Annotated in this window: 20 protein-coding genes; 5 read left to right on the forward strand and 15 right to left on the reverse strand. The window is 49.4% G+C overall.

Annotated elements, in window-relative coordinates; all coding sequences use genetic code 11:
- The first annotated feature begins 113 nt into the window (after positions 1-113).
- The 3 genes from ynhH to LVQ77_RS04320 all read left to right on the forward strand — a co-directional run bounded on the left by ynhH (position 114) and on the right by LVQ77_RS04320 (position 2,273).
- Entirely contained in the window at positions 114-320 is a 207-nt protein-coding gene (gene ynhH, locus LVQ77_RS22460) for a protein YnhH (RefSeq protein ID WP_503489109.1), read from the forward strand.
- Complete coding sequence (gene pykF, locus LVQ77_RS04315) at positions 317-1,729, forward strand: pyruvate kinase PykF (RefSeq protein WP_034455914.1); 1,413 nt, start codon at positions 317-319, stop codon at positions 1,727-1,729. Before ynhH ends, pykF begins: the two co-directional genes overlap by 4 nt.
- Before the next feature lie 307 nt (positions 1,730-2,036).
- A complete protein-coding gene (locus tag LVQ77_RS04320) occupies positions 2,037-2,273 on the forward strand; it encodes a major outer membrane lipoprotein (protein WP_034455915.1) in 237 nt (78 codons plus the stop codon).
- A gap of 74 nt (positions 2,274-2,347) precedes the next feature.
- Here the strand turns inward: LVQ77_RS04320 and ldtE are convergent, their stop codons facing one another.
- From ldtE to sufA, 7 genes are all read right to left on the reverse strand, one after another.
- Positions 2,348-3,397 carry a L,D-transpeptidase LdtE gene (ldtE, locus tag LVQ77_RS04325; RefSeq protein ID WP_232864336.1) on the reverse strand — a complete coding sequence of 350 codons (1,050 nt, stop codon included), beginning with the start codon at positions 3,395-3,397 and terminating at the stop codon, positions 2,348-2,350.
- 100 nt (positions 3,398-3,497) lie between these two features.
- Positions 3,498-3,914 (reverse strand): cysteine desulfuration protein SufE, encoded by a 417-nt coding sequence (sufE, locus tag LVQ77_RS04330; protein ID WP_232903784.1) that lies wholly within the window; start codon positions 3,912-3,914, stop codon positions 3,498-3,500.
- A gap of 13 nt (positions 3,915-3,927) precedes the next feature.
- Positions 3,928-5,148 (reverse strand): cysteine desulfurase SufS, encoded by a 1,221-nt coding sequence (sufS, locus tag LVQ77_RS04335; RefSeq protein WP_232903785.1) that lies wholly within the window; start codon positions 5,146-5,148, stop codon positions 3,928-3,930.
- Entirely contained in the window at positions 5,145-6,425 is a 1,281-nt protein-coding gene (gene sufD / locus LVQ77_RS04340; RefSeq protein WP_232903786.1) for a Fe-S cluster assembly protein SufD, read from the reverse strand. The genes sufS and sufD overlap by 4 nt, the downstream gene beginning before the upstream one ends.
- Complete coding sequence (sufC, locus tag LVQ77_RS04345) at positions 6,400-7,146, reverse strand: Fe-S cluster assembly ATPase SufC (protein ID WP_232864332.1); 747 nt, start codon at positions 7,144-7,146, stop codon at positions 6,400-6,402. Before sufC ends, sufD begins: the two co-directional genes overlap by 26 nt.
- A gap of 16 nt (positions 7,147-7,162) precedes the next feature.
- Positions 7,163-8,647, reverse strand: a complete 1,485-nt coding sequence (sufB, locus tag LVQ77_RS04350; RefSeq protein ID WP_232903787.1) for a Fe-S cluster assembly protein SufB — start codon at positions 8,645-8,647, stop codon at positions 7,163-7,165.
- A gap of 8 nt (positions 8,648-8,655) precedes the next feature.
- A complete protein-coding gene (gene sufA / locus LVQ77_RS04355; protein WP_232903788.1) occupies positions 8,656-9,024 on the reverse strand; it encodes a Fe-S cluster assembly scaffold SufA in 369 nt (122 codons plus the stop codon).
- Between the two features lie 447 nt (positions 9,025-9,471).
- Between sufA and iraP the strand changes: the two genes are divergently transcribed.
- Entirely contained in the window at positions 9,472-9,807 is a 336-nt protein-coding gene (gene iraP / locus LVQ77_RS04360) for an anti-adapter protein IraP (RefSeq protein WP_232864329.1), read from the forward strand.
- A gap of 76 nt (positions 9,808-9,883) precedes the next feature.
- Positions 9,884-10,405: a GNAT family N-acetyltransferase gene (locus tag LVQ77_RS04365; RefSeq protein WP_232903789.1), complete on the forward strand. Its 522-nt coding sequence runs from the start codon at positions 9,884-9,886 to the stop codon at positions 10,403-10,405.
- Positions 10,406-10,849: 444 nt separating this feature from the next.
- Here LVQ77_RS04365 and LVQ77_RS04370 read toward each other — a convergent pair whose 3' ends face one another.
- The 8 genes from LVQ77_RS04370 to eutC all read right to left on the reverse strand — a co-directional run bounded on the left by LVQ77_RS04370 (position 10,850) and on the right by eutC (position 17,292).
- Positions 10,850-11,350, reverse strand: a complete 501-nt coding sequence (locus tag LVQ77_RS04370; protein WP_232864326.1) for a GlcG/HbpS family heme-binding protein — start codon at positions 11,348-11,350, stop codon at positions 10,850-10,852.
- A 102-nt stretch (positions 11,351-11,452) separates the two neighbouring features.
- Positions 11,453-12,067, reverse strand: coding sequence for a response regulator transcription factor (locus tag LVQ77_RS04375; RefSeq protein ID WP_232903790.1), 615 nt, complete (start codon positions 12,065-12,067; stop codon positions 11,453-11,455).
- The gene (locus LVQ77_RS04380) at positions 12,067-13,380 is read right to left on the reverse strand and encodes a sensor histidine kinase (RefSeq protein ID WP_232903791.1); all 1,314 of its coding nucleotides are present in this window, start codon (positions 13,378-13,380) and stop codon (positions 12,067-12,069) included. The genes LVQ77_RS04375 and LVQ77_RS04380 overlap by 1 nt, the downstream gene beginning before the upstream one ends.
- A 34-nt stretch (positions 13,381-13,414) precedes the next feature.
- The gene (nudI, locus tag LVQ77_RS04385; RefSeq protein ID WP_232903792.1) at positions 13,415-13,840 is read right to left on the reverse strand and encodes a nucleoside triphosphatase NudI; all 426 of its coding nucleotides are present in this window, start codon (positions 13,838-13,840) and stop codon (positions 13,415-13,417) included.
- 318 nt (positions 13,841-14,158) lie between these two features.
- The gene (gene eutR, locus LVQ77_RS04390) at positions 14,159-15,211 is read right to left on the reverse strand and encodes an HTH-type transcriptional regulator EutR (protein WP_134183065.1); all 1,053 of its coding nucleotides are present in this window, start codon (positions 15,209-15,211) and stop codon (positions 14,159-14,161) included.
- 18 nt (positions 15,212-15,229) lie between these two features.
- Entirely contained in the window at positions 15,230-15,712 is a 483-nt protein-coding gene (eutK, locus tag LVQ77_RS04395; protein ID WP_154149993.1) for an ethanolamine utilization microcompartment protein EutK, read from the reverse strand.
- Between the two features lie 10 nt (positions 15,713-15,722).
- Positions 15,723-16,382: an ethanolamine utilization microcompartment protein EutL gene (gene eutL, locus LVQ77_RS04400; protein ID WP_134183069.1), complete on the reverse strand. Its 660-nt coding sequence runs from the start codon at positions 16,380-16,382 to the stop codon at positions 15,723-15,725.
- 13 nt (positions 16,383-16,395) lie between these two features.
- Positions 16,396-17,292: an ethanolamine ammonia-lyase subunit EutC gene (gene eutC, locus LVQ77_RS04405; protein ID WP_232903793.1), complete on the reverse strand. Its 897-nt coding sequence runs from the start codon at positions 17,290-17,292 to the stop codon at positions 16,396-16,398.
- Between the last annotated feature and the right edge of the window lie 9 nt (positions 17,293-17,301).

Genomic DNA, 17,301 nt, shown 5'->3' on the forward strand with positions numbered 1-17,301 from the left:
ATAACACCTCGCTGTATTTATGTGCATTCTGAATTTGAAACAGCGTTTTCAATTCCTTTCGGTGCAAGTTACCTCTATAATGTGCGCGTCTTGACTTGAATGGTTTCAGCGCATTGAACTGTCCTAATATACTAGAAAGCAATCAATATCCCCGGCAGGCTGAACCGCAAGCACACTTTCCTCTGCACGCTTTATTTCTGTCACCTATCCTTACCGGGTGGCACATGAACAATACCAGCTTTAGTTTGCGCTCCGGCGCCCGTATCGACCGGAACCGAATTTTCACAATCCTTCTCAACTTACAGATAAGACTGTCATGAAAAAGACTAAAATTGTTTGCACCATCGGTCCAAAAACCGAATCCGAAGAAATGCTGAGCAAAATGCTTGATGCTGGCATGAACGTTATGCGTCTGAACTTCTCCCACGGTGACTATGAAGAACACGGTCAGCGTATCAAGAACCTGCGCAACGTGATGGAAAAGTCTGGTAAGAAAGCAGCTATCCTGCTGGACACCAAAGGTCCTGAAATTCGCACAATCAAACTGGAAGGCGGCAACGACGTCTCCCTGAAAGCGGGCCAGACCTTTACTTTCACCACTGACAAAACTGTTGTGGGTAACAGCGATATCGTTGCTGTAACTTACGAAGGTTTCACCAGCGACCTGAGCGTGGGCAACACCGTACTGGTAGACGATGGTCTGATCGGTATGGAAGTGACTGCAATCGAAGGCAAAAACGTTGTTTGTAAAGTACTGAACAACGGCGACCTGGGCGAAAACAAAGGCGTTAACCTGCCAGGCGTTTCCATCGCACTGCCAGCACTGGCTGAAAAAGACAAGCAAGACCTGGTGTTCGGTTGCGAGCAAGGCGTTGACTTCGTTGCTGCGTCCTTCATCCGTAAACGTTCTGACGTTGTTGAAATCCGTGAACACTTAAAAGCTCATGGCGGCGAAAACATCCAGATCATCTCCAAAATCGAAAACCAGGAAGGCCTGAACAACTTCGACGAAATCCTCGAAGCTTCTGACGGCATCATGGTTGCTCGTGGTGACCTGGGCGTTGAAATCCCAGTTGAAGAAGTTATCTTCGCTCAGAAGATGATGATCGAGAAATGTGTTCGCGCTCGTAAAGTTGTTATTACTGCAACTCAGATGCTCGACTCCATGATCAAAAACCCACGCCCTACCCGTGCAGAAGCTGGTGACGTGGCTAACGCCATCATCGACGGCACCGACGCAGTAATGCTGTCTGGTGAGTCTGCTAAAGGTAAATACCCACTGGAAGCTGTGACCATCATGGCTACCATCTGTGAGCGTACTGACCGCGTGATGACCAGCCGTCTGGATAACAATCAAGACAGCCGTAAACTGCGTATCACTGAAGCAGTTTGCCGTGGTGCAGTAGAAACTGCAGAAAAACTGGATGCTCCAGTTGTTGTTGTTGCGACTCAAGGCGGTAAATCTGCTAAAGCTGTGCGCAAATACTTCCCTAACGCAACTATCCTGGCTCTGACCACCAACGAAGTAACTGCTCGCCAGTTAGTTCTGAGCAAAGGCGTTGTTCCTCAGCTGGTGAAAGAAATCGCATCTACTGATGATTTCTACCGTCTGGGTAAAGAAGTTGCACTGGAGAGCGGTCTGGCTCGTAAAGGCGACATCGTAGTGATGGTTTCTGGTGCTCTGGTACCAAGTGGCACCACCAATACTGCGTCTGTTCACGTACTGTAAATTTCCTGTGAACGAATAATTTGCTTAAAAAGCGCCTTCGGGCGCTTTTTTTATTCGGTTAAATAGACAATCTGCACTAAAAAGCAAATCGGCTTGCTCTATTTAAGTCGCAATTTAGTAAGATGAATCCGATTAAAATCCTCTGTTTTTTCTATTTTTTTTAGATTTTAGCCCCGGTTCGGTGTTTCTTTGAGCGAACGATCAAATTTAAGTGCATTCCCATCAAAAATTTATTCTCAAGATAAAAAAGTTTGTGTAATACTTGTAACGCTACATGGAGATTAACTCAATCTAGAGGGTATTAATAATGAATCGTACTAAACTGGTACTGGGCGCGGTAATCCTGGCTTCTACTATGCTGGCAGGTTGTTCTTCTAATGCTAAAATCGATCAACTGTCTTCTGACGTTCAGACTCTGAACGCTAAAGTTGACCAGCTGAGCAACGACGTGAACGCAATGCGTTCTGACGTTCAAGCTGCTAAAGACGACGCAGCACGCGCTAACCAGCGTCTGGACAACCAAGCTCACTCTTACCGTAAGTAAGAGTACTTGTATTAAAATGGCGCACATTGTGCGCCATTTTTTTGCCTGAAATTCCTGCAACTCAAAATACCCCGCTAATTCATCACCACGCTGCTTTGCCCACTTATCACACTTGCACCACTACTTGTTACGGGCGCACTGCCTGTCGTCGTCCTGACGCTCTGTATAGGCGTGATATTGACCGGTTGCGACGGCACACCCTGCGGTGCATTCACCAGTACCGGATAACCCGCTCGCCGTGATATGGCACTATCAACCTGCGCCTTGTCGCTCATCGGGTTGTCGATAAACGAACCGAACGAGGCTGAAATGGCAATCGGGACCGTTTGTGGGTTTTCCCAATCGTTGCGCGACAGCGGTTGATGTACTTCCACAAAACGCCGGCCATCCGGCTCAATGCTATATTTCACCGGTTCATTGATGATTTGCACACGCGTGCCCCAGGCGACCTGGCTGAATAACGCTTTAATATCTGGCGCTCGCATACGCATACAACCCGAACTCACACGCAAACCGATACTGTTACGCGCATTAGTGCCATGAATCAGATATTCACCCCCGCCCTGCTCGAGGCGCAGAGCATAACGCCCAAGCGGGTTATTTGGACCCGCAGGCACCACAGCAGGCAGCGTAATGCCTTGAGCCGCTGAGCGCGCGCGAATGTTAGCAGTTGGTGTCCAGGTTGGATTTGGGATCTTTTGGCTGATACGGGTCACCATCACGGGGGTTTCACGCCCCAGCTGACCAATCCCCAATGGATAAACCTCAACACGATTCTGTCCTGGCGGATAGTAATAGAGCCGTAACTCAGCAAGGTTAATAACAATTCCCTCACGTGGCGTATCGGGGAGGAGCATTTGTGAAGGAATAGTCAGTTCACTGCCGGGTTTAGGCAGGAATGGGTCAACGGTATTATTCGCCTCAAGAAGAAGTAACACGCCGGTATTATATTTTGCAGCGACTGTTTCGAGATTTTTACCGTCATTAGGCACAATATAAGTTTGATTCTCACCGATTATCCGACTGCCCGGTGGCGGGAGTAAATAATCGACAGCCCACGCCGACTGGCTTGCCGCCAGAGCGCTAATTAAAAATAATGTTATTTGAGAGAACGCGCGTTTCATACTGAATTCCTGTATTCACCGGCTGAATGCCGGAATGCTGAAAGCCATGCGAGGCAATGAAATTACCTCGCGTTAACAGGATGAAAGCTGTTCTTTGAGTTTAGCTAAGATTGGCGGCTTTGGTACGAATAGCGCGGATCATTGCTTCAAGCCCTTGCGAGCGCGAGGGGGTAAGATGTTGAGCCAGTTCAAGTTTCTCAAACCAGGGGCGCACATCAAACGCGACAATATCCTGCGCAGTCATCTTTTGGTAGAGAATAAATACGATAGCAATCAGCCCCTTGACTATCGCGGCATCGCTATCACCCTCAAGCGTAATTACACCATCAGGCTGTTGATGGATAACAATCCATACCTGACTCTGACAGCCCTGAATAATGTTTTCTGCTTTATGCTCAGCTTGCAGCAACTCCGGGAGGCGCGCGCCCAGCTCTATGATGTAGAGATATTTCTCTTCCCAATTGCTGCACCGACTAAAGTTTTTCAGCAGTTTTTCTTTATCTGGCAACGTAGCCATGGCTTGCTCCCTGTTAGCCCAAAAGGCGATGAATCCGCTGTAAACCAGCCACCAGGCGATCCACCTCTTCTTCGGTGTTGTACATAGCAAATGAAGCGCGGCACATTGCCGGCACTTTGTAGAACGCCATCAGCGGCATCGCACAATGGTGGCCGGTGCGCACTGCAATGCCGTAATTATCGAGGAAACTTCCCACGTCATATGCATGATGTTTACCGAGATTGAAGGCGATAACCCCAAGACGATGTTCAGGCCCGTAGATGGTTAAATCGGGAACCGCTTGTAACGCCTGCTGTGCGTAGCGCATCAGAGAGTGCTCATACTCGCTCACCTCGGCAAGATTGAGGCTTTCTACGTAGCGTAGAGCGGCCCCCAGTCCGATAATCCCGGCAGTGTTTGGCGTACCCGCCTCAAAACGCCACGGGGCTGCGGCATAAGTGGTGCCTTCCGTCAGGCTGACGTTGGCAATCATTGACCCGCCCCCTTCCCATGGCGGCATCTTTTGCAGGATTTCTTCACGCGCATACAACACGCCAATCCCCGTCGGTCCATAAATTTTGTGACCGGAGAAAAGATAGAAATCGCAATCCATCGCCTGCACATCAATGGCATGGTGCATGATGGCCTGTGCGCCATCCACCAGCACTTTTACGCCAGCCTGATGAGCAGTGGCAATCATCTCACGTACCGGGTTTTCCGTACCCAGTACATTCGAAACCTGAGTAATAGCCAGCAGTTTTGTGCGCTCATCAATCAACGTCGGGAACACATCTAGCTGCAACGTTCCATCCTGATTAAGCGGAATAACGCGCAGCGTCGCACCCGTCTGTTCGCAGAGCATTTGCCATGGCACGATATTGGCGTGGTGCTCCATCGCGGAAATAATGATGTTGTCACCAGCCTGGATATTGGCTCGCCCCCAGCTGTTTGCAACCAGGTTGATCCCTTCGGTGGTGCCACGCACAAAGACAATCTCTTCCGGGGTTCGTGCATTAATGAAGCCTGCCACCTGATTACGCACGTTCTCCATAAGCTGCGTGGCTTCAGCACTCAATGTGTGAATACCGCGATGTACCGCCGCATAACCATGGCTGTAAAAATTCAGCTCGGCATCAATCACCGCCTGCGGCTTTTGCGCGCTGGCAGCACTGTCTAAATAGACCAGCGGCTGCCCATTCACTTCCCGGCTTAAAATCGGGAAATCAGCGCGTACCCGTTCTATGGAAAAACTCATGCATCGCCCCCTGCAAAGCGCTGGCCGATTCGTGCCAGAACCTGCTGTTTTAATGCCTCGTCACGAATGCTTTCCGTAAGCTCTGCGGCAAAGGCAAAAATAATCATTTGAAGTGCGGCCAGCTCTTTAATCCCGCGCGAGCGCAGATAGAACATCTGTTCGTCGTCAATACGGCCAATCGTGGCACCGTGGCTGCATTTCACGTCGTCGGCATAAATTTCCAGTTGCGGCTTGGTATCTACCTCCGCCAGACGCCCCAACAGAAGGTTATTGTTGGTCATCTGCCCGTCGGTTTTAATCGCGTGCTTCGCCACTTTGATCATGCCGTTAAACACTGCGCGGCCTTTATCGCGGACAATCGTCTTATGCAGCTGACGGCTGTTGCAGTAACCCTTGTTATGTTCAAGCCAGGTGCGGGTGTCACACACTTCGTTATTAATTGGCAGCGCAAGGCTGTTCATGCGCAGTTGTGTGTTCTCGCCGGTTAATTGAGTACTGGTGTTGTGGCGTAATACCGCGGCTCCCAGCAAGAAGCTGCTGCTTTCAACCGCCGCATCCTGACCAATGATTAAATCATTATGAGCAAAGTGGTAGCTTTGAGCGTTTTCAAAAGCCAATTTGTCATGATGCAACTGGCTGTTTGCACCAACTTCAGCCGTAAAACGCGCCCCGGTAAAATGGGCGTGCTCATCAAGGCTGACGTAATGCTCAATCACTTTTGCCTTAGCGCCTTCACCAAGCGACAAGTGGTGGCGATAATGCGCGGTATTCATCTCGCCCTGCTCACTACCCCGGCTAATATGCATCAGCAACAGTGCTTTCGCTGGGCTGTGATTACGTGCCACGCGTATATGCGTCACCGTTTCAGCCAGGCTTTCAGTCAGATGCAAAAACACTTCGCCCTGTACTGCCGCCGGTAGAAAGTCGCGAGTTTCATCCACTGTCACGTCAAAACCACTGTGGGTTAAATCGTCACTCAATTGCGCATTGAAGCGCCCATCGACAAACACCAGCCGCCACGCATCCACTGACAGCGCCAGCGCATCGCGTTGAACCTCAGTCAATTCATCAGGCGCAGGCAAGACAAACTGGTTATTGAGCAACCCTTCCAGCGGGGTGTATTTCCAGTTTTCATTTTTGCGCGTCGGCAACCCCAGGCGCAGCATTTGCTGCATATGTTCCTGAGCTTCTTTGCTGCGTTTCTCGCCCTGTGTTTCAAACAGGTGGTGCCACTGTTGCAGGGCGTTGCTGTTACTGCTGTTCGGTAAGCCAGCCATAACCCTGCTCCTCCAGTTGTTTCACCAGACTGAAATCACCTGATTTCACAATTTTCCCCTGATACAACACATGGACAAAATCAGGTTTGATGTAGTCAAGAATGCGCTGGTAGTGCGTGACGATAATGAACGCACGGTTGCCATCACGCAGGGAATTCACCCCTTCAGCAACGATCTTCAGCGCATCAATATCCAGCCCGGAATCGGACTCATCAAGAATACAAAGCTCGGGTTCAAGCACCGCCATTTGCAGAATATCGTTACGTTTTTTCTCACCGCCAGAGAAACCAACGTTGACCGAACGTGTCAGTAAATCTTCCGGCATTTTCAGTAATTTGATCTTCTCTTCCATCAAATCCTGGAAATCGAAACGGTCGAGCTCTTCGAGCCCGCGATATTCGCGCACCGCATTCAGCGCGGTTTGCAGGAAGAACTGGTTGCTGACGCCGGGAATTTCTACCGGGTACTGGAACGCCATAAAGATGCCTTCACCCGCGCGATCTTCAGGTGACAATTCCAACAGATCTTTGCCTTTAAAATGGACTTCACCACCGGTCACTTCATAGTCGTCGCGCCCGGCAAGCGTTGCAGAAAGCGTACTTTTCCCGGAGCCGTTCGGCCCCATAATGGCGTGCACCTCGCCCGGTTTTATTTCAAGGCTTAAACCGCGCAGGATCTCTTTGTCCTCAACGCTTACCTGTAGATCTTTAATGCTCAGCATAATTTTCCCTTAATCCTTAACCAACACTGTGCTCAAGACTAATCGCTAATAATTTTTGTGCTTCCACCGCAAATTCGAGCGGCAATTCCGAGAACACGTCTTTACAGAACCCGTTGACGATCATTGAAATCGCATCATCCTGGGCTATCCCGCGTTGTAGGCAATAGAACAACTGGTCTTCACCGATGCGCGATGTCGTCGCTTCGTGCTCGAGTTGGGCTGTATTGTTGCGGCATTCAACGTACGGGAAGGTATGCGCGCCACTGTCCGGGCCGATAAGCATCGAATCACACTGCGTAAAGTTACGGGCGTTGGTCGCCGTCGGCATGATTTTCACCAACCCGCGATAGCTGTTCTGGCTGTGCCCGGCGGAGATGCCTTTCGAGATAATCGTCGAGCGGGTGTTTTTGCCGATGTGGATCATCTTGGTACCGGTATCGGCCTGCTGGTTCCCTGCCGTTAGCGCCACCGAGAAGAATTCACCGATGGAGTTATCGCCACGCAGAATCACGCTCGGGTATTTCCAGGTAATTGCCGAACCGGTTTCTGATTGCGTCCAGGACATTTTGCTGTTCGCCCCTTCGCACAGCGCACGCTTGGTCACAAAGTTCAAAATACCGCCCGTGTTGCCATCCCCCGGGAACCAGTTTTGCACCGTGGAATATTTCACTTCGGCATCTTTATGAATGATGACTTCCACGACGGCAGCGTGAAGCTGATAGCTGTCGCGCACCGGGGCCGAGCACCCTTCGATATAACTGACGTAGCTGCCTTCATCGGCGACTAAAATAGTGCGTTCAAACTGGCCGGTTTTCTCGGCGTTAATGCGGAAATAGGTCGACAACTCCATCGGGCAGCGCACGCCTTTTGGGATATAAATAAAAGTGCCATCGGAGGCGACTGCGGCATTTAGTGCGGCAAAGAAGTTGTCATTGCTCGGCACCACGGTGCCAAGATATTTTTGCACCAAGTCAGGAAACTCGTGAATCGCCTCGCCGAAGGAGCAGAAAATAATCCCCTGTTCGGAAAGTTTTTCACGATAAGTGGTGGCGACAGATACGGAGTCAAAAATTGCATCCATGGCGATATTAGAACCTTCGCGCACCGGAACACCGAGCTGTTTAAAAGCTTCTTCCACTTCACCTGTCAGATACGCGTTGCTGCCTGGCTGCTGGACAGCGCCAGGTTGCGATTCACAATTGTCATCGCAACTGCCACACGACGGCGCAGAGTAGTAGCTGTAATCCTGATAGTTAAGCTTATCGTAATGGGCCTTCAGCCAGTGCGGCTCTTCCATTTCAAGCCATGCGCGATAGGCGCTAAGGCGAAACTCCAGCATCCACTCAGGTTCATTGCGCCGCGCAGAGATTGCCCGCACCACATCTTCGTTGATGCCGTGCGCCATTTCGTCGGTTTTTAGCTGGGTGAAAAAGCCTTCTTTATAGGAATGGCTTCCCGCCCAGGTTTGCACTTCTTCAGACGTTTCAGTGTTACGTGACATAATCCCGCCTACACCCCAAAGCTTTCACCACAGCCACATTCGTGCTGGGCTTTCGGGTTGTTGAATTTGAATATTTCGTTTAATCCTTCATGCACATAATCGACTTCCGTTCCGTCGATAAACGGCATCGCTGAAAGTGGAACCCACAACTTTGCGCCGTCCATTTCAAAAAGGAGATCGTCAGACTTAGGTTCCTTAACGGTATCCAGCACGTAGCCGAAACCCGCGCACCCGGTCTGTTTAATGCCCAAACGCACACCTAGGAAGCCCGGCTGCTGGCTTGCCAGTTTGCGAATATGAGCAGCAGCATCAGGAGTTAACGTCAGTCCCTTCCAGGCAAATTCACTGGGATCGAAGCTACCGGTTTGCACATCCATAGTTCACCTCTTTATGTTTTGCCGCCCAAAGGCTAATACCCTATGTTAATGATAACTATTATCAATACAACATCCTGATAACAGGGGTATTCACGAAATGCGCTATTTTTAGGCGTCTTAACTAAGGATAGACCCTGCTGAAAGTCTTGCAGGCGGTGAAATGAGCTATTTAACTCAATGAAATTAAGAGCATTTAACTGGAATAAGAAAGCTTAGGTGATAGAAAGTAAAAGATGTATAGAGAATACCGATTTATGCGATTGGTGGCCCCAGGAGCACGATGATCTCCATCGGCAATGCATACATGAGTATTTGTAATAAACGCCTGGCATAGCATGTTCACCCGGTGGAGTGGTGCACAGTCACAACTTAGGCTATTTTCATTTTCATCAAATACATCTCCCCCTGATTTTGTTTAGGGGTTATCTGGCTAGAAATGGGGCTTTTATGAAAAACTTGATACTGGGTGTGATAGCAAAAATTTCTAAAATGGATGCCGAAGCAAAGCAACTGGCGGCAAAAGTCGAAGCTCAGTCTCTGCTTATCGGCGCATTGTTACTGACCATTGGTAAAAATGGCGGTATGAATGAAATGTTGGAGAACGTCAGAAAAGCAATCAATGCGGCTTTAGACGCGGCTGATACTCCCCTGAAGACTGATGCCGAGATACTTTTAAATGAATTCAATAACCTTCTTTTGTTAACACAACTGCTGGAAACAAACGATGCTGAGATTGATCTTGAAGCTCTGAGAAGTATGCCTGGCGAAACAGCTGCTGAATGAGTTTACCCCGGCCAGAAGTCACCCTTTTAGCCTTTTGCTTGGAATACAGTTACAACCCTATAAAAAAGATAAGTAGATGATAATCATTGAAACCGAAAGATTAATTTTACGTCCTCAAACCATTGCAGATTTTGATGTTTGGTTGCCCATGTATGCAGACCCTCAAATTTTCCATGTGACCAATTCTCCAGGTTTTACACCGGAAGAGGGATGGAATCGTATTTTGAGAAACATCGGGCACTGGTCAACATTTGGATTCGGGATCTTCTCCATCTTCCAAAAATCTGATGGTGTTTTTTTAGGGGAAACGGGGCTGGCTAATTTTCATCGTAGTGTTGATGAGAAGTTTGATAAATGCGCTGAAGCTTCATGGGTTATTACAAGCGCTGCCCAGGGCCAAGGGATTGCAAAAGAAGCTGCCGATGCCGCACACCATTGGTATGTCGATTCGTTTTCGCCAGTCAAAACTGTGTGCCTGATTGTGAAACATCACCCAGCATCAATTCGCGTTGCTCAACATATCGGTTACCGTATTTATGATGAGTGCTTATATAAAGGAGCGGAGTGCTTCAAGCTAGAACGCTTATACGAAAAATAATCAGCTTTTCAGACGCCATTAACATGATCAATATTCCTCTTCTTACTCAATACAGCCAGAAGAGGAGTTATTTAATCCGCTTTCACAGTTTGTTTAAATCTTAATAACCCGCAGCTTTGTTAGCCGCTTTTATGCGCTTATTTCTTGAATCTTTTTCATTTTTATCAGTAGCCTGCATTATCCCACCAGCAGCATCTACCCAATCACTCGCGGTGCACCCGGATAATGTCAGACTCAACATAAGCGCGAACATATACTTCATTTTAACTCCCTTACTTCTCATCAATGTATAAAAAACGTCCGTGTAATACGCAAAGTATTTGACGCTGAATACATTATTTTGACAAAAAATCTCAAGAGGAGCAAAGGAGAATATGTTGCACAAGTGCTTTTATACATGACATTACACTCCACAATACGCCTGCAACATCATGAAATTCGCTTTCAGGAAGCGTTGAGGGCTACTTTATTTGCCTCTAACGCATCAACGGCACATTGCTGATCCAAGTGGCCACCCGGCGCACCGCCAATACCAATGGCACCGATGGTTTGGTTATCAACTTTCACTGGGATCCCACCGCCCAATAATAAGAAACCTGGGATATCACGCATGTTCTGCGCACCAGCGTTATCCTGTGCACTCTTCATAACATCGCCAGTTGTATTTTTTGTAGTCAGTGCGGTATAGGCTTTCATACGGCTGGCTTCAACGGTGTGCGGGCCTGCGTTATCCATACGCTTAACGATTTTCACAACGCCTGCACGGTCAACAACGGTTACCGCGACATTGTAATTTTTGGCGCTACAGGCCTGAATGGCACTCTGTGCGAGCTTATCGGCAAACTCGAGAGAGAGATTTTTTTCGGTCAGAACATTGCTTGCAAACGCAGGCATTGCTGCGGCAGTGCTGAAAAGAGCAGCGGCTAACAGGATGGATTTTTTCATGGTTTCTTCCCTCAACTCGGTTGTGATTAATTAACGAGAGTTAAGGTAGCGAACCAGGTTGCGCAAAACCATTCGGATGAATACCAGGGAAACCAGGTAATTTTACGTAGTGCCTTTCAGCCCGCCGTAGATTTTTATTAACTTCGCCAACGAGTTGATTTCAAGCCGCGCAAACAAACTTGCGCGATGTGCCTCGACGGTTCGTGGTGACAACGACAGATCCCGCGCCATCTCTTTGTTCGATTTCCCCTGCATGATTAGATTCATCACTTCTTGTTCGCGCGCTGAAAGCGTCGCCAGTTTGGCCTGCAAATCGGACTGGTTTTCACGCTGCTGCTGGCTTTGTTTTTGTTGCTCAAGCGCAGCACTCACAGTTTCAATTAGCAGGTCGGCATCAATGGGTTTTGTTAAAAATTCAAATGCCCCATTTTTAAATGCGCGACGGCAAAGATCTATACTGCCATGCCCGGTCATCATGATAACTGGCAGGCTGCATCCCATTTGTTTCCAGCTTTCCAAAAGCGTGATCCCGGACTTTCCAGGCATACGAATATCCAGCAACAGGCAACCATTCAGGGCTGGCATATCTGGCTGGGATTCCAGGAAATTTTGTACACTGGTGTAGGTTTGTGTTTCCCAACCCATCGTTGCCAGAAGTGCGGTTAATGAAAAGCGTATCGCTTCATCATCGTCAATAAGATAGATTCGCTGCCCCATCACGCCTCCTGGTGTATGTGTGGAAAAGTCAGGGTGAAACACGCGCCACCCGCAGCACTATTTTCTGCGTAGATACTGCCATTTAGCCGCTGTACCAGCGTTTCGGTCAACGCCATTCCTAGTCCTAACCCCTCTTTACGGGTGGTAAAGAAAGGCATAAACACCTGTTCTAAGGCTTGCTCGCTCAGCCCTGGCCCACCGTCAGTGACGGTCAACACGATGTCGTTCCCGGCCTGGCGGGCATTGATTGACACCCAGGCTTTGTCATTGTGCTGCTGCGCCTGAATCGCGTTATTGAGCAGGTTATGGAATATCTGCTCAATACCTAGTGGTGAGGCCATAAGTGAAGGGAATGATTCAGGGATTTGGTTTATTACCGTGACTTTTCCACGTTCAATCTCATTACCCAGCAGCATCGCTACTCTTTCCCAGGTACTGTACAAATCCACCGGTTGCAACGTCTGTTCATCACTGTGCAATTTCTCCCGAAACTCCAGCAGCAATGCACTAATACGCTTTGTTTGCATAACCGAAGCTTCCAGCAGCGGCTGAGCTTTTTCAGCCTGTTGTTGTGCAATCAGGCGCTGCGCGGTTTGTGTATAGCTCAAAATTGCCGTAAGCGGTTGATTGAGTTCATGCACCATTCCTGCAGCAATTTCTCCCATCGCGTTAAGACGGGCTAGTTCTGAAAAATGGGCGCGTAAATCAGCAATATTGCGCTGGCGCTTCGTCGTCTGATGCTGGTTATATAAGTAGATAGCCATTGCCCAGAAAACACCCACCAGCACCAGAATTAGCCAGGGTAAATTTCGCCAGTCAGGATTATTCGTCACCTGCAGATTTAGCGGTTGCGAGGGGCTGGTAATCTGTTTCTCCCAACGCCACCAATCATCATTCCCGGCAGCGCCCTGGGTGAGAAGTGCGACACCTTGCCAGCTTAGACTAAAGTGATGAAACTTCTGTGTACGCACCAGATCAGTAAGCAATGTGGGTAAATCAATCAACAAAGAACCTTGTGGTGAATTGATCCAGTAGGTCCCCGCGCGTGCAGGGTTGATATCCGGCCGTGGAGGATTATGAGGCGTGGTTTGCCAGCGCAAAATATAGGGGAATTTCTGTTGCACTACCGCCGGGTCGCTACTGTTTGAAAGCAAGGCGAGAATGACATCGTTTTGCGCAAGTTTGACCGTGATATCGCGATACAAAATACGGAACTCAGCGCTTTGTTCCTCATACTGCTGATGCAGAGCATAGACAACCACTCCCCCGCCGCAAAGCGCAGAGAGAATCAGCCAGATAAGGACTTTACGCATCGAGTTCCTTAATTTCGGAGATGTTCAACAGAGATCAAAGCCAACCTTTTTTGCTGAAGGTCGCTCGTGTCGCTTCATTCAAATCATAGTTGCCCAGTTCAGAATGTTTAACCCAGGCGATTTCCTGAAATTCTTCGTTAAACGTGACATAGCGATTGGCGCTCACGCAGTCAAACAACAGATAAATCATGTAGATTTCTTCTTTGCTGCCATCAGCATAGGTCTTCACGCGCACGTCGTCGGCAAAGGTCCAGGGTTTAATACTGGTTATCTGCAGTTCTGCGCCCAGCTCTTCATGAATTTCGCGTAGCAACGCCTCTTCCATTCGTTCACCCGGCTCCATTCCACCGCCGGATAACGCCCATTGCCCAGGGAACACACCGCGATCGTCTGCCATCTTACACAGCAGCACTTCACCGTTATTTTCAATAATTGGGCAAACAATAACTCTCTGGCGCATACGACCTCCTGATGTTTTTAGTTTTGCTGACGTTAGCAGAAATGCGCTCGTGAGTCTCACCTGGCATAATGCCTATGGCGCTGATAATTAGATATTTGCGAGGAGAAAGGTCATTAGAATTTATCGAAATAATTGCGGTTGCTTAATGGAGTATTGATGTACCTGGTGAGTGCGCGGGTGGATGATTTGAAAACACCGACTCCTGCGAACCACAAACATAGCTTAAAAAAACCGGTGGATATCGCTTGCGCTAATCCACCCTTGTATCTTGAAACGGTGTCGGGTTAGCGCAGCGTCATCCAACATTAATTCCTTCTATCACTGCCATTCACGACCACGCAAATGCAATGTCTCAGAAGGTTTTTCCAGGAACAAGCGTTGATAGTCAGTGGCGAACTGTCCGAGGTGCCAAAAGCCCCAATGCATCGCCGCGTCCTTCACCGTATTCCAGTTAGACCACGGGCTTATCAATTCCCGGCGAACTGCATTTAAACGGAGTGTTTTAAGCCATGCATTCGGCCCGATACCCAGTACTGCATGGAAACCATTTTGCAAAGTACGGCGACTAACGTGTAACTCATTGCATAGCTCGAGTACCGTTAACGGTTCCGATGTGCGACTTAACACGCAGTCACGTGCCTGTGATACCAGGCGTTGATAGCTGATTTTACGGGACATCAGTTCTGATGCTACCGGCTGGGCACTTTCCAGTAGTTCACTCATCCCCGAGAGCAAATTATGTGTCAGTACTCTGCGCACGTTTTCGTTGCGCATACATTCAGGGTCATGACTGCCATGTGCCAGCGCTTCATTGATAAAACGCCAGATTGTCTCTTTTTTCTGCTGGCACACATCCAGCGCAGAGTTATTTTGCAAAAGCTCAAATAAAACATCGGGTTGCTGAAACAGCCCTGCATTACGAAATAGCACATCGTTGGCAATCACCACGCCAAGAATAGTGTATTCATCTGGTGTGCTAAGCTCAAACTCCGTCCCTCCGGGGCGGGCCGCGATCTCTTCTTTTCCCAACAGTTGAGTACCGATAAACCCTTTTTCGCCATGCGTGGCCGGAATGCCAAACCAGAAGGCATTCGGCCACACCATGCAAGACTGGCGAAGAGCAAGGCTGGTGTATTCACGAAACATTTGGATGTCATCAAATAGCATCTCAGTCAGTTCACCCTGAAAATGCCCAGGCTGGAGCTGATCGTAAAGTTGCTGCCACGCAGTGATGGTGCAGGCATGTTCATAGACATCTTTTGTCACACGCTGTTGAATGACATCATCTTCAATCAGAGGTGTCACCTTTTCGTCCCGCGCATACTCCGTTTTACGCAGATGATGTAAGTCAGTATTAATTTTCTTACTCATACGCGACTCCTTGCGATACTACTCAGACTTCAGACGATAACGGCTGCTACGCTTACGCAATTTTCCGTCATGGAATAAAGCCTCAAGTTGCGTTCTGGCTTCTTCGAGCGGCCAGTTAAAATGCGCCGCGACTTCACCCGCCGTCATCCCGTGCTCCTGGGTTTGCAGCACATCGAGTAACGCTTGTGTTTCCATGGGTTTGACTGCCACCCGTTTGGCTGCGGGCTTACGGCCAAAACTGCAAACTAGCCGCTCAATGTCTTCATCAGGGCGGCCCAGTTCCTTACGGCTAACCACTCGTCCGGTGCGGCTGGCAGCAGCAGAGCCTGCATCCAGCGCTGCACGACAAGCCGCAAGATCCCCTTCAACAACCAACGTCACCATGCCAGGATTGAGCACTTCGTGGTTCAATAAGCGCACGTTTGCTGCCTTTAGCATCGCATCCGCAGCATCAATTCCCGCGACCAGGCCGTACACTTCGAGCAAACCGAGTGAGTTCATCGTTTAGCCCCTATGCACGCTGAATTGGATTACGCGCTATCTCAAGCACAGCTTCACTAAAGGCGTTACAAGCGGCTTTACAAGCGGCCTGACTGCCCGTCATAAACGCTGCTGAGTAGTTGGTTTCCGACGGTGGCGGCACGTAAGTGACAATGCGCACATCAGCAGATTTCAACGCAGCATCAATGCCAAACGTGGCTTCCAGCGGCGGTGCAACCAGGTAAGCCATAGGGTCTCCCAGCAAGATCCCTGCCGTTGTTGAAAGATACGAACCTGTCCGGGAGATTAGATGAGCCAGAAATGCGGTATCTTCCGCATCGTTAGCCCACTGAAAAGCAGGCCCCTGTTCAATAGTGGCAAACATCGAATCCAGCCCGGCACGCACTTCCGCAGGGTTTGGCCCACCCAGCATAATCAGAACTTCCCCGGCTGTAGGTGACGGGCCGTGTGCGGCGCCAGCATACAACGAACGCCCAAACACCACTTCAACCTGTGCCTGTTTAGTCGCTTCGTCGGCGGCAATATAGGTTACATCATCAGAATCAGCAGTAATCAAACCCAGGCTACGAATATGGGCAGGCAGTTTCAGCTCACGGGCAAACCCTTCACTGACGTTAGCGATAACCCGCATCGCTTTCACATTCGGTTTAATCAAATCTAAAGCTGGCATGGTAATGCTCCCTTTAACGAGTCAGGTTGATGCCCGACGCTTTCTGCGCCAGCATACGTTTAGCAAGTTCGACAATAACGGCAGCCGCTTCTACTGGCGGTGTACCACCCCGGTGAATGTTAGAGATACAGGTGCGGTCGGCTTCTACCGTGGTAGCAGTTTTTGGTGAGTAAACGGCGTAGCAAGACAAACTTTCCGATTGCCCAAGCCCTGGGCGTTCGCCCACCAGCAAAATCACCACTTTCGCCCCCAGTAGCTCACCGATTTGATCTTCAATCTTCACGCGCCCATAGCGCACAAAGAACGGTGTGCCGACATTCAGCCCGGATTGTTCCAGCCCCTGCAACAACGGCGGCAAAATCTCGCCGTAATTGGCGGTGATAGCATCTGTTGAAAGGCCGTCGGAAATGACGACCTGAACATCCGGGTTCTGTTTGCAACTGGTGCGCAGCAATTCGATGGCATTAGCGCTAAGGCGGCGCCCCAAATCCGGGCGTGTAAGGTAGAGGTTTTTGTCGCTGATTTCTGATTGCAGCTCCAGTAGCCCTTGCTGCTGCACCCATTCGGCGGGCACTTCTTTAAGAACGGTATCTTTCGAGCGTGAATGGTCAGCTAAGAAGCGCAACAAAGCCTGAGTGCGGGGGCGCGGCCCAGCGCGGCCGGTGCATACTCGGGCAACCGTGCTGTGGCGCAACTCTTCAAGCACATCAGCGCGATGCGGGTTCTGCACGCCAATCCACATTTTGGCCTCGGTAGAACCTAAATCGACACTGCAACTTTCTTCTGTTGTTGTTTGCGCCACGACAGGCGTAGTTGGGGAAGCAACAACCGCAGGCTGCACGGCATTGGCTGGGGTTTCCATATTCTCCAGCACGCTGCGTACAATTTCTTCAATCTGTTTTTGGTCCATGATGATTTC

The sequence above is a fragment of the Buttiauxella cochleicola genome (assembly GCF_021282435.1).
In the GTDB taxonomy this organism is placed as follows: Bacteria; Pseudomonadota; Gammaproteobacteria; order Enterobacterales; family Enterobacteriaceae; genus Buttiauxella; species Buttiauxella massiliensis.